An 18,984-nucleotide genomic window follows, 5' to 3' on the forward strand; every position below is an offset into this window, starting at 1 on the left:
TATGTTGCGACGTCAGGCTCTGGGTCTCGGCAGCCTTGTGCTCAGCGCCGTCACGTTTGGCGGCTGGACGCTGTTCTCGAAAAAAGGTGAAAGCCCGCTGTTGCTGTCCGCCCGGGATGACGGCAATGGTCAGCACTTCGCCGTGGGCTACCGCGTCGACGGCACGCAAGTGTTCGCCACTGCGGTTGCCCAGCGCTGTCACGACATCATCAACCACCCTCACCTGCCCATCGCTTTGTTTGTCGCGCGCAGGCCCGGGACTGAAAGCTATCTGATCGACCTGCGCAACGGCAGCTTGCTGCAGACAATCACGTCGCCCGCGCACCGACATTTCTACGGCCATGCGGTTATTCACAAGGAAGGCGAGTGGCTGTACGCCACTGAAAACGACACGACCGACCCGGGGCGCGGCCTGTTGGGTGTATACCGATTCGTCAACGAGCGCTTGCAACGCACCGGGGAGATAACCACCCACGGCGTAGGCCCGCATCAGGTCTCATGGATGCCGGACGGTGAGACGCTGGCGATCGCCAACGGCGGCATCCGCACCGAGGCTGAAAGCCGTGTCGAGATGAATCTCGATGCCATGGAACCGAGCCTGGTATTGATGCAGCGCGACGGCACGCTGCTGAGCAAAGAGACGCTGTCGCAGCCCATGAACAGCGTGCGCCACATGGCGATTGCCAGCGATGGGACTATTGTGGCGGGCCAGCAATTCATGGGGCCTTCCCACGAAACCGCCGAACTGCTCGCCATCAAGCGGCCGGGGCAACCGTTCCAGCCGTTCCCGGTGGCTGAAGCCCAGTTACAGGCCATGGCGCATTACACCGCCAGCGTTGCCATTCATGACGCGCTGCGGCTGGTGGCACTGACCGCGCCAAGAGGCAACCGCTTCTTTATCTGGGACCTGGACAGCGGCGCGCTGAAACTGGATGCGCCGCTGCCGGACTGCGCTGGCGTGGGCGCGGTGGCGGACGGCTTCGTGGTGACTTCGGGCCAGGGACGCTGCCGTTTCTACGATTGCCGCGAGACCGCGCTGGTCGCCAAGCCGCTGGAGCTCCCGGCGGGGTTGTGGGACAACCATTTGCATCTGGTGTGATTCGGCAAGCTTGGCGACTCCGAAAGCCTTCAATGCCACTGGCAACTAAACCGCGACAAGATTACCGTGCTCGCCTGATTCATCGCTTTTCCAAGGAAGTGGAATATGTTGCGTCGCCGCCTGTTGATCATGTTGGGTGTGGTGCTGATCGTGGTGCTGGCTTTGGGCGGGTACAAGGCGTTCTCGGTCTATCAGCAGATTCAGCAGTTCACGGCGCCGAAGCCGCCGATCAATGTCGCGGTGGCCGTTGTCGCCGAACGCCCCTGGCAGAACCGTCTGCCGGCCATCGGTACGCTTAAGGCGTTGCAGGGTGTGGACCTGTCGCTGGAAATCGCCGGTACGGTCAAAGCCGTGCAGTTCGAGTCAGGGCAGAAGGTCAAGGTCGGGCAGCCGCTGGTGCAGCTCGACAGCGATGTCGAAAAGGCCTTGCTCGGCACCGCCGAAGCCGACCTTGGGCTTGCACAGGTCGAGTACGGACGCGGCAGCAAACTGGTGGGCGAGTCGGCCATCTCCCGGGGCGATTTCGACAAGCTTGCTGCCACTCAGAAAAAAGCCGCCGCCACCGTCGCGCAACTCAACGCTTCGCTGGCCAAAAAACGCATCCTCGCACCCTTCAGCGGCACCATCGGCATCCGTCAGGTCGACGTCGGCGATTACTTGGCCAGTGGCACGGTCATCGCCACGCTTCAGGACTTGACCAGCCTGTATGCCGACTTCTTCGTACCCGAACAGATGCTGCCCAAACTCGCGCTCGGGCAACAGGTGCAAGTGAGCGTTGCGGCTTACCCGGGCAGCGAGTTCACCGCCCGTATCAGCGCGATCAATCCCAAGGTGGAAGATGCCACGCGCAACGTGTTGATCCGTGCGACCCTGCCCAACCCTGAGAGCAAACTTCTGCCCGGCATGTTCACCAGCCTGCAGGTACTGCTCGGCCAGGACACCGCGCAGTTGGTGCTGCCGGAAAGCGCTATCACCTACACGCTTTACGGCAACTCGGTGTACGTCGTCGTACCGAAAAAGAACGCCGACGGCCAGCCCGAACAGAACAGCAAAGGCGAGCCCCTGCTGCAGGTCGAACGGCGCTTCGTCGAAACCGGCGAGCGGCGCGGCGGGCTGGTGATTATCGGCAAGGGAGTAAAGGCTGGCGAGCAAGTGGTCACCGGAGGCCAGCTTAAACTGGATAACGGTACTGCCGTTGCCATCGTGGCTGATCAGGCGCCAGCACACGTAACGCCAGCACAGAGCAGTCAGCCGCGCGCTGACTGATCAAGGAATCGTTCATGGCCTTTACCGACCCGTTCATCCGTCGTCCTGTACTCGCCAGTGTGATCAGTCTGCTGATCGTGCTGCTGGGCTTTCAGGCGTTCAGCAAGCTGACCATCCGCCAGTACCCGCAGATGGAAAACGCGCTGATCACTGTGACCACGGCTTACCCCGGCGCCAACGCCGAAACCATTCAGGGTTACATCACGCAGCCGTTGCAGCAAAGTCTGGCCAGCGCCGAAGGCATCGACTACATGACGTCGGTGAGTCGGCAGAATTTCTCGGTCATTTCCATCTATGCGCGCATCGGCTCCAACAGCGACCGGCTCTACACCGAGCTGCTCGCCAAGGCCAACGAGGTCAAGAACAAGCTGCCGCAAGACGCTGAAGACCCGGTTCTGAGCAAGGAAGCCGCAGACGCCTCGGCACTGATGTACATCAGCTTTTACAGCGCGGAACTCAGCAATCCACAGATCACCGACTATTTATCACGGGTCATTCAGCCCAAGCTGGCGACGCTGCCGGGCATGGCCGAGGCAGAGATTCTCGGCAATCAGGTGTTTGCCATGCGCCTGTGGCTTGATCCGGTGAAGCTCGCAGGCTTCGGCCTGACCGCCAACGACGTGACCGATGCCGTGCGCAAATACAACTTTCTGTCGGCGGCGGGCGAGGTCAAGGGCGAATACGTGGTCACCAGTGTGAATGCCAGCACTGACCTGAAGTCGCCCGAGACATTTGCGGCCATCCCGCTGAAGACAATGGGCGACAGCCGTGTGCTGCTGGGCGATGTCGCGCGTGTGGAGATGGGCGCCGAGAACTACGACACGGTCAGCTCGTTCGACGGCACGCCATCGGTGTACATCGGCATCAAGGGCACACCCAGCTCCAACCCGCTGGACGTGATCAAGGAGGTGCGACGGATTTTGCCGGAACTGGAAGCCCAGCTGCCGCCAAGCCTGAAAGCCTCCATCGCCTACGACGCCACGCTGTTCATTCAGGCGTCGATCAATGAAGTGGTCAAGACGCTGATTGAAGCGGTGCTCATTGTCATCGTCGTGGTGTTCCTGTTCCTGGGCGCCCTGCGCTCTGTGCTGATCCCCGTGATCACCATCCCGCTGTCGATGATCGGCGTACTGTTTTTCATGCAGCTGATGGGGTACTCGATCAATTTGCTGACCCTGCTGGCGATGGTGCTGGCCATCGGTCTGGTGGTCGACGACGCCATCGTGGTGGTGGAGAACATCCACCGCCACATCGAAGAAGGCAAAACGCCTTTTAATGCGGCCATCGAGGGCGCCCGCGAAATCGCCATGCCGGTGGTCTCCATGACCATCACGCTGGCGGCGGTCTATGCGCCCATCGGATTCCTGGAGGGCCTGACCGGGGCGCTGTTCAAGGAGTTCGCGCTGACCCTGGCTGGCGCCGTGGTCATCTCCGGAATCGTCGCCTTGACGCTTTCGCCGATGATGTGCGCCCTGCTCCTGCGCCGGGACGAGAACCCCAGCGGTCTCGCGCACAAACTCGACCACGCGTTCGAGCGCTTGAAGGTGCGCTATCAGCGGGTTTTGCATGGCACGCTGAACACCCGGCCGGTGGTCATCGTGTTTGCGGTGCTGGTGCTGTGTCTGATCCCGGTATTCATCAAGCTCAGCCAGTCGCAGCTGGCGCCCGATGAGGACCAGGGCATCATCTTCATGATGGCGACATCGCCGCAGCCGACCAACCTCGATTACATGAACCGCTATACCAACCAGTTCATCAGCATCTTCAAAGCGTTCCCGGAGTATTACTCCTCGTTCCAGATCAACGGTTTCAACGGGGTACAAACCGGGGTGGGCGGCTTTTTGCTGAAACCCTGGGATGAGCGCAGCCGCACGCAAATGGAGCTGCTGCCCGAAGTGCAGGCCAAACTCAACGGGATCACCGGCTTGCAGATTTTCGGTTTCAACCTGCCGTCGCTGCCGGGCACTGGCGAAGGGTTGCCGTTTCAGTTCGTCATCAACACCCCTGGCGACTATGCGGCGTTGCTGGAGGTGACTGATCGCATCAAGAAGCGCGCTGCCGATTCGGGCAAGTTCGCGTTTCTGGACGTTGACCTGGCGTTCGACAAGCCGGAAGTGGTGGTCGACATCGACCGCGCCAAAGCCGCGCAGATGGGCGTGTCGATGCAGGATCTCGGCAGCACCCTGGCAACCTTGCTCGGCGAGGCGGAAATCAATCGGTTCACCATCGACGGGCGCAGCTACAAAGTCATCGCTCAGGTCGAGCGGGCCTACCGCGACAACCCGGCATGGCTGGCGAACTATTACGTGAAGAACACCGAGGGCAAGATGCTCCCGCTGTCGACGCTGATTACCGTCAGCGACAGGGCGCGCCCTCGGCAGCTCAATCAGTTTCAGCAGCTCAACTCGGCGATCATCTCGGGCTTTCCTCTGGTGAGTCAGGCGGAGGCGATCGAGCTGGTGAGACAGATCACAATCGAGGAGGCCCCGCCGGGCTTTGCCTACGACTATGCCGGCGCGTCGCGTCAGTATGTGCAGGAAGGCAATGCGTTGTGGGTCACGTTCGGGCTGGCGCTCGCTATCATCTTTCTGGTGTTGGCGGCGCAGTTCGAAAGCTTCCGCGATCCGCTGGTGATTCTGGTCACCGTGCCGCTGTCGATCTGTGGCGCGCTGATCCCTTTGTTCCTCGGGATTTCCTCGCTGAACATTTACACGCAGGTGGGGCTGGTCACGCTGATCGGCTTGATCAGCAAGCACGGGATTTTGATCGTCGAATTCGCCAACCAGCTGCGTCGGGAGAAAGGCCTGACAGCGCGCGAGGCGGTCGAGGAAGCGGCAGCGATTCGTCTGCGTCCGGTGCTCATGACCACGGCGGCAATGGTCTTCGGCATGGTGCCGCTGATTCTCGCGACCGGTGCGGGCGCCGTCAGCCGCTTCGATATCGGGCTGGTGATCGCCACGGGCATGTCGGTGGGCACGTTGTTCACCCTGTTCGTGCTGCCATGCTTCTACACGCTACTGGCGCGACCCGATGCTCCGCCCCCTGAGGCCAATGGCAACCACCGCCGCGATGGCAACGACGACGGCAGCCGCGACCAAAGTCGCAGCGGCGATGGCGGTGGCAGCGGCACTGGCACTGGCACTGGCACTGGCACTGAGAGCGGCGATGGCAACACGAACGCAAATGCCGGAAGCCAACCCCAAATCCTGTAGGAGCCGGCTTGCTGGCGAACCGGTCAGGTCAGACACCCACGATGTGTTTGATTTACCGCGTTCGCCAGCAAGCCGGCTCCTACAGATAACCGCAGCGTCAGGACAATGTGATGTATCTGCGGCGATCAGCCGCCCGATGCACCGCCGTATCAGGCCTGCGGCAACCGCAGTGGTGGCCGATAGCAGCGACGGTAGTGGCGATGGCGACCGCGGCAGCGGGGATGGCGATGGCGACGGCGACGACTGGGCAATGGCAATGGCAATGGCGACGACGGGGCAATGGCGATGGCAACCCCAACGCAAATGCCGGACGTTGCCCCGAACCTGTAGGAGCCGGCTTGCTGGCGAACCGGTCAGGTCAGACACCCACGATGTGTTTGATTTACCGCGTTCGCCAGCAAGCCGGCTCCTACAGATAACCGCAGCCTCAGGACAATGTGATGAATTTGCGGCGATCAGCCGCCCGAGGCACCGCCGAATCAGGCCTGTGGCAACCGCAGTTGTGGCCGATACCAGCGACGGTAGTGGCGATGGCGACCGCGGCAGCGGGGATGGCGATGGCGACGACGGGGCAATGGCAATGGCAACCCCAACGCAAATGCCGGACGTTGCCCCGAACCTGTAGGAGCCGGCTTGCTGGCGAACCGGTCAGGTCAGGCACTCACGATGTGTTTGATTAACCGCGTTCGCCAGCAAGCCGGCTCCTACAGATAACTGCAGCCTCAGGAAAATGTGATGAGTCTGCGGTGATCAGCCCCCCGATGCACCGCCGTATCAGGCCAATGGCAACCGCAGTTGTGGCCGATACCAGCGACGGTAGTGGCGATGGCGACCGCGGCAATGGCAATGGCAATGGCAATGGCAATGGCAATGGCAATGGCAATGGCAGTGGCAATGGCAATGGCAGTGGCAGTGGCAGTGGCAGTGGCAATGGCAGCGGCAATGGCAACCCAAACGCAAATGCCGGACGTTGCTCCGAACCTGTAGGAGCCGGCTTGCTGGCGAACCGGTCAGGTCAGGCACTCACGATGTGTTTGATTAACCGCGTTCGCCAGCAAGCCGGTTCCTACAAATCGCCTCCAGCCCGGTGCGGTTTCTGCATTGGGCGCTCTGTACACCGAAACCACCTGCTGCAACAAAAAAGGCCCCGATCCTCGGAGCCTTTTCGTCAGTGCAGCAAGCAAGTCAGCTTTGCGGGCCGCTTCCCTGGGCCAGCCCGAACATCAACAACAGCAGATCATGGTCAGGCCTGGCGGCATCACTGACCTTGGCCACGCGAGGCAATGGGCAATGGCCTTCGCCATGCACCGCACTCAAAATCCGTGGCCCGGGTTGCTCCCAGGCAGCCATCGCAATGGACGTCACGCCCAGTGCCCCGACCAAAAACAAACCTCGTGCCATTTCTAACTTCATCGCTGTAAACCTTTGATGGGTCTGCCAAACGCGGTCTCGTAAAAGTAGACCAGCTTGGTCCAGTCCGCAGGCTGAAACGACGAGTGGCGACGCAGTTGTTTCATATCGTGCTGTGCCGCGGCATAGGCCGTCAGCCGCTGCCGGCACTTCTCCAGGTCCAGCAACGCAACCTCGGCCCTGGCGTTGGAGCCCTCGCCCACGACCCGGACGAATACATGCTTGATGTAGATGCAGCTGTGCTGCCATCGGCCTTTGTGCATGCGGGCAAGGTTATTGGCCAGCTCTTTGAGCATCTGCTCGTAGACCGCTTCGCCGTACTGCTCGCGCCCGCCGGCACGCAGCCAGTTCTCGAATTCGTCGAAACCGTCGAGCGACGCCGTGACCAGCAATGCACGCCATTCGTTGTTCTCGTCGCGCTCGGCACCACAGAACACCATGCGCGGCACGTTCACATCAAGCTGACGCAGGCCCTCCAGCGCATCGCGCTCACGCAGCACGGTCGGGCGACCGAACGGGTGCAGCCAACTGCGGTAGATATGGCCTGTCTGGCGCTTCACATACAACAGTCGACCGTTCTCCGAGACGACACGCTGCACGCCACTTTCTCCACCGCGGCGCACGTTGGGCTCTTCGACCCACTCACCGCGCGTGTTCCAGAAGTAGGCGAAGCGGTCCTTGGCGGGGACGGTTAACTCTGTTGCGAAATCCACGGCCATTCTGTTACCTCTTACGTAATAGATACACACGCCACATGGCGTACATCGGCAGGAAATCCAGGCGCTCCTGAATCCGAAACCCTGCCTGTTCAAATTCGGCCTCAACGGTGGCCACCGGCAGCACAAAGCGATTCTGATAATCATGCTTGGGCCGCGAACCCTCGGCGCGCTTGCGCTTCCAGGCTTTGAAATTGCCATCTACCCACAGCGACACGATCACACTGTCCCGCGTCACGCGGTGAAACTCTTTCAGCAGTACGGCGCGGTCTTCAGCCTTGCCGATGTGGTGCATCAACCGCATGCAAAAAATGCTGTCCACTGCGTTGTCCGGCATCTCGATGGCAAACGCGGAGGTCTGTAAGGGCTGAACCCGCTTGACGATCTCCGCAGGCTGCGACTCGCACGCCACCTTGACCATCGCCGCCGAATTGTCCGCCCCGATAATCACCCGGTTGGCCTTTTCAGCCAGTACGGGCCAGAAACGTCCCGCGCCGCATGGCAGGTCCAGCACCAGGCCCGGTTCGCCCGCCAGCGCCAATGCGCGACGCGCCAGTTGTTTGTCACGGCGATCAGACAAGCGTCTCGCCAGGCCGTCCTTGTGTTTGCGCAGGTATTTTTGCGCGTGTTCGTCGTCGTACTTGCGTGAAAAATCCAGCTCGATCCGCTTGCTCATGACTGCATCTCCTGAAATGACACACCACGCTAAGCAGCGGCGCGTGATTCTCAGGTCAGTCAAATGTGAAAAAAACGTTCGAAAAAGTGAAGTTATGTTACGAGATTTTTCAAGGACTTAGGGCTAGCATACGGCCACATACGGATGATTTTCACCAGATTTACACAGACGATACATTTGTCGGTGACAACCGCGCCGGGTCTTTGCCGGGGCGTTTGCCCATGTCCACGCTGAACCTGCAGCCATTGGGCTCCATCGTGTCCAGGCTAACCGTCCAGCCCTGGTTTTCGCAGATTCGCTGGACCAGTGACAACCCGAGGCCGAGTCCTTCCCCGCGCTGTTCGGTGCCGCGCACGAACGGCTGAAACATCGCAGCGCGTTTTTCTTCGGGGATGCCTACACCGGAATCTTCAACCATGAATCCGCCCTCCCGCAGCGTCAGCCGGATGAAGCCGGTGTCGGTGTAGTGCAGAGCGTTGCGCAGCAGGTTGCCCATCACTGCGTACAGGAAGGTCGCGTTGTAGGCTGTGTCCGAGGGCTCGCCGGGCAGATATTCCAGCAACAGCCCTTTGCGCTCGATAGGTTCGCGCCAGAGGCTGATCAATTGTTGAGCAGCGCCTTGCAACGTAAGTTGCGGATGCAGGGCAAGATCATCGCGCTGAGTACGGGCAAGCATCAGGAAGGTTTGCACCAGGTCGCGCATTTCTTCGCACGCCCGCGCCACACGCTCGACCTGAGCCCGGGCGCGCTGGTCCAGCGCCGGGTTCTCCAGCAACAGCTCGCAGGAACTCGCCAGCACCATCAACGGTGTGCGCAGTTCGTGGCTGACGTCGCTGGTGAACATCCGCTCACGGGTCAAGGCGTCGCGCAGACGGCCCAATGTGGCGTCGAAGGCCACGGCCAGCTCCCCCACCTCGTCAGCCGCGTAATCCGGGGCCAGCGGTGGCGCAAGACCGAGCAGTTGATCGCGATGCCGGACCTGTCGCGCCAAGCGCACGACGGGGGCCATCACCCGACGCGCCAATATCCAGCCGAGGAACACCGCCAGTGCCAGCGCCAACACGAAGCCCACCAGCACGACCGCGAACAGTACGCGCTCCCGCTCTTCAAAGTCGCTCTGGTCCTGCAGCAAAACATAATGGCGACCATCCACGATTTCGACCATGGCGTGGTACGAAAGCGGGCCGCGAAACACCTCGTGAAAGCCTGGCTCCAGATGTCGCAGATCCTTCGGCAGCTCGAAGTCCCCCGGCCCGCCGCTGAAGTAAAACAGCTGATCAGGCTCGGGCCGGTGGCTCCAGTCATTGACGCTGTCCATCAACAGCAAACGCGTCAGATCGCCGCCCAGCCCGGCCGAAATCAACTTCTCTTCCACCAGGTGCACGGTTGCGACGATGCCCATCGCGAAGCACCCGGCGACCAGCGCGCTCATCAACGCGAAGGCGATGATGATCCGTTGGGCAAGGCTTTGCTTAAACTCCATCACGCCCCTCGGCGAGGCGGTAGCCGACACCATGAACGGTCTGCAGCAGCGGTTTGGCGAATGGTTTGTCGATGACCTGTCGCAGCTGGTGGACATGGCTGCGCAAACTGTCGCTGTCGGGGCAGTCATCGCCCCACAGGGCTTCTTCGAGGACCTCGCGACGCAAGACATGCGGGCTCTTCTGCATCAGCACCGCCAGCAACTTCAGCCCGACCGGGTTGAGTTTGAGCAGCCGGCCTTCGCGGGTCACTTCCAGCGTATCGAGGTCGTAAATCAGGTCGGCGACCTGCAAGGTTCGCCGACCACCGCCCTGCGCACGGCGCAATACCGCCTCGATCCGGGCGGCGAGTTCCGACAGCGCGAAGGGTTTGAGCAGGTAGTCGTCGGCGCCGGACCGGAAGCCCTGGAGGCGGTCATCCAGCTGATCGCGGGCGGTAAGCATGATCACCGGCGTGTCGCGACGCGCATCTTCACGCAGGCGTTTGCAGAGGGTGTAGCCGTCAATGCCTGGCAGCATGATGTCGAGCACGATCAGATCGTAATGCTCGGTCGCCGCCAGGTGCAGGCCAGAGAGACCGTCTTGCGCGCAATCAACCGTGTAGCCCTTCAAGCCGAGGTAATCGGCGAGGTTTGCCAGGATGTCGCGGTTGTCTTCAACCAGCAGAATTCTCATGGCGCATGTCTCCCTGTGCGGTGTGGCGAGACCCGGGATGCGGCTTGAGGCGCCGCTCAACGAGGTCGAAGTTGGCGGCAGCTTACGGCGATGTGCGCTCAAGGGCCAGCACCGCCGTGCATAACGTTTTTTTCACCGCGGGTTCACGACGCCGCGACAGCACGCTGCTCAGACTTCGCACCGCTGCGGGTCAATGCACCCGAGCCTCTCCCCTCGCCCAACACACGGGATTCGCCATGTCATCCGCACTCGAACGGCCTGCCTCACCACCGATCAATCCCTGGATTTACCTGGGCATCCCGGCCGTGACGGCGATCGTCCTGGTGCTGCTGGAATTGACGTCCCTGGACATGGACATTGCCAAGCTGGCCTATGACCCGGCGGCGGGCGAGTTCATCGGCAGGCACAGCTTTTTCCTCGAAGACGTTCTGCACGACCGCGCTAAAGAAGCGGTGATCGCCATCGGCGTGTTGTCCTTCGTCAGTTTTATTGCATCGTTCTTCTTCAGCGTGCTGAAACCCTGGAAACGCGAACTCGGCTGCATGGTGCTGTCCATGGTGTTGTCGACCAGCTTCGTCACGCCGGTCAAAGTCGTGACGTCGGTGCAGTGCCCATGGAGCCTGAAAGAATTCGGCGGTCAGGAAACCTACAGCGAATTGCTCAGCCCCCGCCCTCAAACCGACAAACCCGGACGCTGCTGGCCCGGAGGTCACGCCGCCACCGGCTTCACGTTATTCGCTCTGTTTTTCGTATTCCGCGACCGCAAGCCGCGTCTCGCCAAAGCCGGACTGATCTTCGCGGCGGGGCTGGGCACCGTGTTTTCCATCGGCCGCATGCTGCAGGGCGCCCACTTCTTCTCCCACAACATCTGGACGGCAGTGTTTTGCTGGCTGCTTTGTCTGGGGGCGTATTACGCCGTGCTGTACCGACCGGCAAAGAAGAAGGACCTGGCGGTGAGTGGGGAAGTGGTTTCGGGGTAATCGCCTATTTCAGGATGACGCAGAGCGTCACGGTATGCACGCCCACGTAGCGCATGGGAACGATCGTGGCGGAAGCGTTGGAGTTACAGGCCAGTTGGTAGGAGCCGGCTTGCTGGCGAACGCGTTTCTTCAGCCAACGGCCGCGTAGCTGACCTATCGCATTCGCCAGCAAGCCGGCTCCTACAGTGCATTACGTGCAGCCTGGAATCGGTGCATTAGGTGCAGCATAAAATCGTTTACTTCGGTGCAGGCACAGGGACTCAAAATGCGCTCATAAAAAACCCCGCCGAAGCGGGGTTTTTTTACATCGGGGTACGGCTGGCTTACATCATGCCGCCCATGCCACCCATGCCGCCCATGTCAGGCATGCCGCCACCGGCTGGCTTGTCTTCTGCCACGTCAGCAATCATCGCTTCAGTGGTGATCATCAAGCTGGCAATGGAAGACGCCGCCTGCAGAGCAGAACGGGTCACCTTCGCCGGGTCCAGAATACCCATCTCGATCATGTCGCCGTATTCGCCGCTCGCAGCGTTGTAGCCGTAGTTACCGGTGCCCTGCTTGACCTTGTCGACCACAACACTAGGCTCGTCGCCCGAGTTGGCCACGATCTGACGCAGTGGCGCTTCAACCGCACGACGCAGCAGAGCGATACCGACGTTCTGGTCAGCGTTGTCGCCACGCAGTTCGGAGATCGCCTGCAGCGAACGAACCAGAGCAACACCACCGCCAGGCACCACGCCTTCTTCGACGGCTGCACGGGTAGCGTGCAGGGCGTCTTCAACGCGGGCTTTCTTCTCTTTCATTTCAACTTCGGAACCAGCGCCGACCTTGATCACTGCAACGCCGCCCGACAGCTTGGCCAGACGCTCTTGCAGCTTCTCTTTGTCGTAGTCCGACGAGGTGTCGCCGATCTGCTGACGGATCTGCGCGATGCGACCGTCGATGTCGGCACGAACGCCAGCACCGTCGATGATCGTGGTGTTTTCTTTGTTCAGCACAACGCGCTTGGCGTTACCCAGGTGTTCCAGGGTCGCGGTTTCCAGGCTCAGGCCGATCTCTTCGGAGATAACGGTACCGCCAGTCAGGACAGCGATGTCCTGCAGCATGGCCTTGCGACGGTCGCCGAAGCCAGGGGCCTTGACCGCTGCAACTTTAACGATGCCGCGCATGTTGTTCACGACCAGCGTCGCCAGGGCTTCGCCTTCAACGTCTTCGGCAACGATCAGCAGAGGACGGCCGGCTTTTGCAACAGCTTCCAGGACTGGCAGCATTTCGCGGATGTTGGAGATTTTCTTGTCAACCAACAGCAGCAGCGGGCTGTCCAGCTCGGCAACCATGGTGTCCGGCTTGTTGATGAAGTACGGAGACAGGTAACCACGGTCGAACTGCATGCCTTCAACAACCGACAGTTCGTTTTCCAGACCCGAACCTTCTTCAACGGTGATAACGCCGTCTTTGGTTACGCGGTCCATTGCTTCAGCAATGATGTCGCCGATGGAGTTGTCGGAGTTGGCCGAGATGGTACCCACCTGGGCAATTGCCTTGGAGTCGGTGCAAGGCTTGGACAGCTTCTTCAGCTCGGCAACAATGGCGATGGTTGCCTTGTCGATACCGCGCTTGAGGTCCATCGGGTTCATGCCGGCAGCGACGGCTTTCAGGCCTTCGTTGACGATAGCCTGAGCCAGAACGGTAGCGGTGGTGGTGCCGTCGCCTGCGTCATCGTTGGCACGGGAAGCAACGTCTTTGACCAGCTGCGCGCCCATGTTTTCGAAACGGTCTTTCAGCTCGATTTCTTTGGCAACCGACACACCGTCTTTGGTGATCAGCGGAGCGCCGAAGCTTTTTTCGATGATGACGTTACGGCCTTTTGGGCCCAGAGTTGCTTTTACAGCGTCGGCCAGGACGTTTACACCGGCCAGCATTTTTTTACGGCCAGCGTCGCCGAACTTAACTTCTTTAGCAGCCATGATCGTTATTCCTTAAATACTTTGTAGTAACGGGAAAGGGGGAATCAACTCAGCCTTCGACGACCGCGAGAATTTCGTTCTCGCTCATCACCAGCAGGTCTTCGCCGTCTACTTTCACAGTGTTGCTGCCGGAGTACGGGCCAAACACCACTTTGTCACCCACTTTCACGGCCAGCGCACGTACTTCACCGTTGTCCAGGATGCGACCGTTGCCGACGGCGAGAATTTCGCCACGGTTTGGTTTTTCAGCAGCCGAACCAGGCAGCACGATACCGCCAGCAGTTTTTGTTTCTTCTTCGCTGCGACGGATTACGACGCGGTCATGCAGAGGACGAAGCTTCATTGTCGATCTCCTAATTATGGTTTTTAAACGCCCGGTGCAGACACCGGCGGGTTAAACATCCGGACTTGCCGGTTACGGTTCGCGAGCGAACCGCAGAATACGGTCTGACGAAATGCGCCAGAAACCTTGCGGTGACCCATACATAAGGGCGTGCTGGTCGATTACAAGGCTGAGGACAGAAAATTTTTGCAGAAATGACAGACGCGAAAACGGGCACGGCACCCGCAGGTGCCGTGCTTTAAAGCCATGAGCGTCACTTTTTATCGACGGGCTCGTACTCGCCTTCGATGACCTCGCCCTCGATCACTTCAGGACGACGGGCCTCGGGCCGGGCGCCACCGGGATGCATGGAACCTGCGGAATGCATGTCCTCGGTAAACGCTCGCTGGCGCGATGCCTGGGCTTCGGCGCGGCGGCGAACCTTGCCGACGATCAGGCGACGGGTGAAAGGCATCAGGCAGAGCAGACCCAGCACGTCGCTGATGAACCCCGGCAGCACAAGCAAACCACCGCCAACGGTCATCATCAGACCATCCAGCATTTGCTGGGCAGGCAACTCGCCACGCGCCAGACTTTGCCGGGCGCTCATTGCAGTGGCCAAACCGGCCACCCGCACCACGAATATGCCCAGCATCGACCCACCCACGACCAGCAGGAAGGTCGGCAGGAAGCCGATCGACATCCCGACTTTCACCAGTACGAACAGCTCAAGCACCGGAAAAAGCAATAAAAGCAGAAGAAAAACGCGCATCAAAATGAGTTCCTGAACGGAAGAAGGCTTCCAGTAAACCTAACGTGACGTCGCAAAGTCGTTAATTCAAGCCTCGACCTGTTCCAAAGCCGGCCATTTTTCAGCGTGAGCCAGCTGGACCAAGGCTTGGCGGACTTGTGTCGGCGTATTACAGGGCTCGGCGAATGCCAGCCAGTACAAACTTTGACCGATGCGCAGGTGCATGCCCTCGCTGTCGATGCCCACCAGGACAGCGGGCAGCGTGGCGGGCAACCCGGCCAGTTCGACGTAGTGGGCGATGGCTTTGGTGTGATCATCGTTCATGTGCTCGACCATGCCGATCTCGGCAGGGCCAGCGAACGGATTGGACAGGGCAACATTGTCCAGCCAGTGGATGGCGCCAAACCCGCCAATGTAGCGATAGCGCACGGGCTTGAGCACCCAGAAGTCGAAGTCGTGAGCGCTGTGGTAGCTCTCGGATTCCGGGAAATAGCGGTAGTAGCGCTGCGCCGCAGCCTCGATGCGAACCCCGTCGGTGATTTTCTCGGCCTCGGCCATCAGCGTAACGCGCCCAACTGCCTGGACGTCCTCAGCGCCCCGCTCGCCCACCAGCAACGAACATTTAGCGTCGAGCTGCAGGTTGTGGGTGTGCTGCGCGATGCGGCTGATCAGGATCAGCGGCCGGCCTTCATCGTCCAGGCAGTAAGGCACCACTGAGCCAAACGGATAACCGGGCATCGACTTGGAATGGGTCGACAGTACGCCCCGGTATTCCTTGAGCAGCAAGGCTCGTGCCTGCCGGTTGGCGCTGTTGCTCATGTGGGCTCCTGAACGAATCTGTTTGAAATATCGACGAACGCAAAGCGCACAGCGCGCCAACCCGTCACACGATAATCGCTATCGCGCGAACGTGCCAGATTAAGGGAGAGTGACGATTTGCAGAGGAATTCGAGTAAAAGACGCTGCGAGCCGGCCCTGCAGATCACTCGATCTGCAGGCGCCTGATTGCCCGGCAGAAAAAACTTACCAGGCCACACCGAAACCAGCGGTGTAACGGGTCTTGTCGAGGTCCCCGTTATCCGAACCGCTGATGATGTCTTTCTCGGCCTTGAGGTTAAGCGACGCCCACTCGGTCACCTTGTAACGCAGACCCACTTCTGTCTCGAGGCTGTAATCGGCCACGCCACTGATGGGTTTGCCCACCTCACCGTTGGTGAAGAACTCCACCTTCTTGCCGATCAAGTAGCGGTTGTAATCCCACGTGCCGGACACGGAATAGAAGTTGTCTTTTTCGCCGTTGGAATATTCGAAATCGGTGCGGTTAAGCAGCGCGCCGACTTTGAATGCGCCCAACTCGTCGTCCCAGAACTGATAACCAGGACCGGTACCGACCGTGCGCTGACGCGCGAGGTCTTCAATGGTGTCGCGCTTGTAGGTGATGCGACCGTCCCAGAACCATTTTTCTGTCAGGAACCGGTCGACCGAGTATTCGGCGTCCCAGTTGTTGGTGGTGGTCAGGCTGTCCTGCGACTCGCGGTTGTATTCGCCCTTGGCGTTATGGCGCCATTGGCCATGGGTCGCGGAGGTCTTGAAGGCGATGTTGTAATCGTCGGTGTCGTTCTCGGCGCGCTGGAAGTCCAGCGCGGCATCGATGTTGCCCTTCCAGACCAGATCGGTCACCACCGGCTTGGGCTTCATGATCTGCTGGATGCTCGCCAATTCGACTGTCTTCGGCGCATCGCCGTTGGCCAGTGTAACTTTGCCGTCTTCGGCTGGCTGCAGCGACTTGGAAATCTCGCCAGTGGTAGCGTCCTGCTTGACCAGAAGGTGCTGGTCACTTTCCAGCGTCTTGATTTCCTTCCAGTCCAACGGAACGTCGCCCGCATATTTGGTATTGAGCAACAGCTTGCCGCCGTCGAAGACCTTGATAGTCCCCGTCATCTTGTCACCGTTTTTCAACCAGACGGTGTCAGCGAGCAATGGGGTTGAAGCACTGGCAATAGCAACGCACAACAGGGTTCTGGACAACATAAGCAACGACAAGGCTCTGGTTCGGGGAAAATCGGGCATTATCCGGATGGACAACGTCTAGGCAATCGGCGGACCGCCGACACAGGTATCACTGACAGTAGGAAATTTCCCAAGTTCCTTATCGAAAATTCCCGTTCATCCTTTATACAGGAACGAATGCTTGATCGAACAATCACCGCCGGACACCGATCCTGCAGGCCTTACTCCAGCAGAGGCGCGGCGCACGGCGCTCTACCTCACCTTGCATCAAGTGCCGGAAGGCAAAGTGATCAGTTATGGACAGCTGGCCGAGTTGGCCGGTTTGGGACGAGCGGCGCGCTACGTGGGCAGAACGTTGAGTCAGTTGCCCCAAGGCAGCAGCCTGCCGTGGCATCGGGTGCTGGGCGCGGGCGGGCGCATCAGCCTGGCGCCCGGAACGCCGTCTGGCGAGGAGCAACGCGCGCGTTTACGAACCGAAGGCGTGACCATCCGTAACAATCGTGTGGATATGGTGCGCCATGGCTGGCGCCCGATGGAGCACAACGGTTAGAGTGCGCGCTTTGTTTACGTAACCTGAGGCAGATTCCAGCCCATGCCCCGCAAAACCTGGCGCGCCGCGCTCGCCGCATATGCCAGCCCCTCTACACTTGTGCTCCTTTTGCTCGGCTTCGCCGCGGGCATGCCCTACATGTTGGTGTTTTCCACGCTCTCGGTCTGGCTGCGTGAAGCCGGCGTTGCCCGGGAAACCATCGGCTACGCCAGCCTGATCGGCCTGGCCTACGCCTTCAAGTGGGTCTGGTCGCCGCTGCTTGACCAATGGAGCCTGCCTTTGCTGGGCCGGCTGGGCCGACGCCGCTCATGGCTGGTGCTCTCTCAGTCGCTGGTGACGCTGGGCCTGATCGGCATGGGCTTCTGTGATCCACAGCAGCATCTGTCCTGGCTGATCGCGATCGCCGTGCTGGTAGCATTTTCCTCCGCGACCCAAGACATCGCCATCGACGCCTACCGGCTCGAAATCGCCAGCGACAGCCAGCAGGCCACTCTCGCTGCCAGTTACATGGCCGGCTACCGTGTGGCCGCCCTGCTGGCCACCGCCGGCGCGTTGTATTTTGCCGAAGGCTTTGGCTCCACCGGTTTTGCCTACAAGCACTCGGCGTGGGCAGGTACATACGTCCTGTTCGGCCTGCTCATGGTTCCGGCGCTGATCACCAGTCTGATCATGCGCGAACCTGCTGTGCCCATGCGTACGCAGTTGTCAGCGGCCCGCTACGGCTTTGCTCACCAGTTGGCGTCGGTGTTCGTGCTGATCATTCTGTTGGTGTCGGTACCGGCGATGTTCACCCAGCTGTACAACACCGACTTCGCCAGCGTGCTGTTTCAGGGCACGACCTGGAAAGACCTGCTGATGGAGGACCGCGCCTTTCTGCGCGCGATCCTCTACACCCTGCTGACCGTGGCCTGCCTGTCGTCCATGGGCCGTCGCGGGCTCGCGCCCGTGCTGACGCCGATTAACGATTTCATTCTGCGTTATCGCTGGCAGGCTTTCCTGTTGCTGGGGCTGATCGCCACGTATCGCATGTCCGACACGGTCATGGGCGTGATGGCGAACGTGTTCTACATCGACCAGGGCTTCACGAAGGATCAGATCGCCAGCGTCAGCAAGATTTTCGGCCTGGTGATGACCTTGGGCGGCGCGGCGTTCGGCGGGCTGGCAATCGTGCGTTTCGGGATACTGCCAATCCTGTTCATTGGCGGTATCACTTCGGCAGCGACCAATCTGCTGTTCCTGATGCTGGCCGACATGGGCCCGAACCTGAAAATGCTCATCGTCACGATCTCGCTGGACAACTTCAGCTCGGGCCTGGCGACATCAGCGTTCGTGGCTTACCTGTCGAGCCTGACCAACCTCAAGTTCTCCGCCACTCAATACGCGCTGCTCAGTTCGATCATGTTGCTGCTGCCCCGCCTGATCGGCGGCTATTCCGGGGTCATGGTGGAAAAGCTGGGTTATCACAACTTCTTCCTGGCAACCGCTCTGATGGGCGTTCCAACGCTGTTCATGATCGCCCTGCACTGGGCCCAGGAAGCGCGCCGGGAAGCACGCGAAGAAGCGGCAGAAGGCGAAGAGCCCGCGAAGCCTGTGGATTCAGTTCTATAAGACGGTCGTCGGCTAACCCAGGTCCGTAGGAGCCGGCTTGCTGGCGAACCGGTTTTATCCGCCACAATTGCCGGCACCTGACCCACTGCTTTCGCCAGCAAGCCGGCTCCTACAAAGTGAATTACGCCCCGATATTCGCTCGCGACGTTCGCTGCAAGCCGGTCTTACAGAACGAGATGCCAATCCAATAGCCGGATCGCCATTCACGCTTGCGCAAACTGCCGCCCCTCATCAACAAAAAGCCCCGAACTCTCGAAAGTC

At 60.2% G+C, this 18,984-nt stretch carries 16 protein-coding genes and 1 pseudogene; 7 read left to right on the forward strand and 10 right to left on the reverse strand.

The window, feature by feature from the left end; all coding sequences use genetic code 11:
- The first annotated feature begins 1 nt into the window (after nt 1).
- The 4 genes and pseudogenes from LT42_RS15255 (at nt 2) to LT42_RS26045 (ending at nt 6,564) form a co-directional block, all read left to right on the forward strand.
- Complete coding sequence (locus LT42_RS15255; protein WP_037014607.1) at nt 2–1,099, forward strand: DUF1513 domain-containing protein; 1,098 nt, start codon at nt 2–4, stop codon at nt 1,097–1,099.
- 105 nt (nt 1,100–1,204) lie between these two features.
- A complete protein-coding gene (locus LT42_RS15260) occupies nt 1,205–2,365 on the forward strand; it encodes an efflux RND transporter periplasmic adaptor subunit (RefSeq protein WP_037014609.1) in 1,161 nt (386 codons plus the stop codon).
- A gap of 14 nt (nt 2,366–2,379) precedes the next feature.
- Nucleotides 2,380–5,406, forward strand: a pseudogene (locus LT42_RS15265) (multidrug efflux RND transporter permease subunit); the annotation flags it as partial.
- Between the two features lie 996 nt (nt 5,407–6,402).
- Entirely contained in the window at nt 6,403–6,564 is a 162-nt protein-coding gene (locus LT42_RS26045) for a hypothetical protein (RefSeq protein WP_162835410.1), read from the forward strand.
- A 198-nt stretch (nt 6,565–6,762) separates the two neighbouring features.
- Here LT42_RS26045 and LT42_RS15280 read toward each other — a convergent pair whose 3' ends face one another.
- The 5 genes from LT42_RS15280 to colR form a co-directional block, all read right to left on the reverse strand.
- Complete coding sequence (locus LT42_RS15280; protein WP_037014616.1) at nt 6,763–6,990, reverse strand: hypothetical protein; 228 nt, start codon at nt 6,988–6,990, stop codon at nt 6,763–6,765.
- Nucleotides 6,987–7,706: a lipopolysaccharide kinase InaA family protein gene (locus LT42_RS15285; protein WP_037014619.1), complete on the reverse strand. Its 720-nt coding sequence runs from the start codon at nt 7,704–7,706 to the stop codon at nt 6,987–6,989. The genes LT42_RS15280 and LT42_RS15285 overlap by 4 nt, the downstream gene beginning before the upstream one ends.
- Nucleotides 7,707–7,710: 4 nt before the next feature.
- Nucleotides 7,711–8,379, reverse strand: a complete 669-nt coding sequence (locus tag LT42_RS15290; RefSeq protein WP_037014622.1) for a class I SAM-dependent methyltransferase — start codon at nt 8,377–8,379, stop codon at nt 7,711–7,713.
- Between the two features lie 160 nt (nt 8,380–8,539).
- Nucleotides 8,540–9,862 (reverse strand): sensor histidine kinase, encoded by a 1,323-nt coding sequence (locus LT42_RS15295; RefSeq protein ID WP_052075295.1) that lies wholly within the window; start codon nt 9,860–9,862, stop codon nt 8,540–8,542.
- Nucleotides 9,852–10,535 (reverse strand): two-component system response regulator ColR, encoded by a 684-nt coding sequence (gene colR, locus LT42_RS15300; protein WP_037014624.1) that lies wholly within the window; start codon nt 10,533–10,535, stop codon nt 9,852–9,854. Before colR ends, LT42_RS15295 begins: the two co-directional genes overlap by 11 nt.
- A gap of 236 nt (nt 10,536–10,771) precedes the next feature.
- On the opposite strand from colR, the gene LT42_RS15305 reads away from it, so the two are divergent.
- Nucleotides 10,772–11,515 carry a phosphatase PAP2 family protein gene (locus LT42_RS15305; protein ID WP_037014626.1) on the forward strand — a complete coding sequence of 248 codons (744 nt, stop codon included), beginning with the start codon at nt 10,772–10,774 and terminating at the stop codon, nt 11,513–11,515.
- 323 nt (nt 11,516–11,838) lie between these two features.
- Here LT42_RS15305 and groL read toward each other — a convergent pair whose 3' ends face one another.
- The 5 genes from groL to LT42_RS15330 form a co-directional block, all read right to left on the reverse strand.
- Nucleotides 11,839–13,482: a chaperonin GroEL gene (gene groL, locus LT42_RS15310; protein ID WP_037014628.1), complete on the reverse strand. Its 1,644-nt coding sequence runs from the start codon at nt 13,480–13,482 to the stop codon at nt 11,839–11,841.
- 49 nt (nt 13,483–13,531) lie between these two features.
- The gene (locus LT42_RS15315) at nt 13,532–13,825 is read right to left on the reverse strand and encodes a co-chaperone GroES (protein WP_037014630.1); all 294 of its coding nucleotides are present in this window, start codon (nt 13,823–13,825) and stop codon (nt 13,532–13,534) included.
- Nucleotides 13,826–14,078: 253 nt separating this feature from the next.
- Nucleotides 14,079–14,576, reverse strand: coding sequence for an FxsA family protein (locus LT42_RS15320; protein ID WP_037014632.1), 498 nt, complete (start codon nt 14,574–14,576; stop codon nt 14,079–14,081).
- Nucleotides 14,577–14,642: 66 nt separating this feature from the next.
- Nucleotides 14,643–15,374 (reverse strand): HugZ family pyridoxamine 5'-phosphate oxidase, encoded by a 732-nt coding sequence (locus LT42_RS15325; protein ID WP_037014634.1) that lies wholly within the window; start codon nt 15,372–15,374, stop codon nt 14,643–14,645.
- A 204-nt stretch (nt 15,375–15,578) separates the two neighbouring features.
- Nucleotides 15,579–16,586: a DUF481 domain-containing protein gene (locus tag LT42_RS15330; protein WP_037014637.1), complete on the reverse strand. Its 1,008-nt coding sequence runs from the start codon at nt 16,584–16,586 to the stop codon at nt 15,579–15,581.
- 163 nt (nt 16,587–16,749) lie between these two features.
- Here LT42_RS15330 and LT42_RS15335 point away from each other — a divergent pair, with 163 nt between their 5' ends.
- Nucleotides 16,750–17,115 (forward strand): MGMT family protein, encoded by a 366-nt coding sequence (locus LT42_RS15335; RefSeq protein ID WP_037017343.1) that lies wholly within the window; start codon nt 16,750–16,752, stop codon nt 17,113–17,115.
- A 42-nt stretch (nt 17,116–17,157) separates the two neighbouring features.
- Nucleotides 17,158–18,723, forward strand: a complete 1,566-nt coding sequence (locus tag LT42_RS15340; protein WP_037014640.1) for an AmpG family muropeptide MFS transporter — start codon at nt 17,158–17,160, stop codon at nt 18,721–18,723.
- Nucleotides 18,724–18,984 lie beyond the last annotated feature (261 nt).

Source organism: Pseudomonas lutea, assembly GCF_000759445.1.
Lineage (GTDB): Bacteria > Pseudomonadota > Gammaproteobacteria > Pseudomonadales > Pseudomonadaceae > Aquipseudomonas > Aquipseudomonas lutea.

Bases quoted from the DNA above. Each gene is read 5' to 3' on its own strand.
- LT42_RS15255 (WP_037014607.1), top strand. From the start codon at position 2: ATGTTGCGACGTCAGGCTCTGGGTCTCGGCAGCCTTGTGCTCAGCGCC.
- LT42_RS15280 (WP_037014616.1), bottom strand. From the start codon at position 6,990: ATGAAGTTAGAAATGGCACGAGGTTTGTTTTTGGTCGGGGCACTGGGC.
- colR (WP_037014624.1), bottom strand. From the start codon at position 10,535: ATGAGAATTCTGCTGGTTGAAGACAACCGCGACATCCTGGCAAACCTC.
- LT42_RS26045 (WP_162835410.1), top strand. From the start codon at position 6,403: ATGGCGACCGCGGCAATGGCAATGGCAATGGCAATGGCAATGGCAATG.
- LT42_RS15330 (WP_037014637.1), bottom strand. From the start codon at position 16,586: ATGTTGTCCAGAACCCTGTTGTGCGTTGCTATTGCCAGTGCTTCAACC.
- LT42_RS15340 (WP_037014640.1), top strand. From the start codon at position 17,158: ATGCCCCGCAAAACCTGGCGCGCCGCGCTCGCCGCATATGCCAGCCCC.
- LT42_RS15320 (WP_037014632.1), bottom strand. From the start codon at position 14,576: ATGCGCGTTTTTCTTCTGCTTTTATTGCTTTTTCCGGTGCTTGAGCTG.
- LT42_RS15315 (WP_037014630.1), bottom strand. From the start codon at position 13,825: ATGAAGCTTCGTCCTCTGCATGACCGCGTCGTAATCCGTCGCAGCGAA.
- LT42_RS15325 (WP_037014634.1), bottom strand. From the start codon at position 15,374: ATGAGCAACAGCGCCAACCGGCAGGCACGAGCCTTGCTGCTCAAGGAA.
- LT42_RS15290 (WP_037014622.1), bottom strand. From the start codon at position 8,379: ATGAGCAAGCGGATCGAGCTGGATTTTTCACGCAAGTACGACGACGAA.
- LT42_RS15260 (WP_037014609.1), top strand. From the start codon at position 1,205: ATGTTGCGTCGCCGCCTGTTGATCATGTTGGGTGTGGTGCTGATCGTG.
- LT42_RS15295 (WP_052075295.1), bottom strand. From the start codon at position 9,862: ATGGAGTTTAAGCAAAGCCTTGCCCAACGGATCATCATCGCCTTCGCG.
- groL (WP_037014628.1), bottom strand. From the start codon at position 13,482: ATGGCTGCTAAAGAAGTTAAGTTCGGCGACGCTGGCCGTAAAAAAATG.
- LT42_RS15285 (WP_037014619.1), bottom strand. From the start codon at position 7,706: ATGGCCGTGGATTTCGCAACAGAGTTAACCGTCCCCGCCAAGGACCGC.
- LT42_RS15305 (WP_037014626.1), top strand. From the start codon at position 10,772: ATGTCATCCGCACTCGAACGGCCTGCCTCACCACCGATCAATCCCTGG.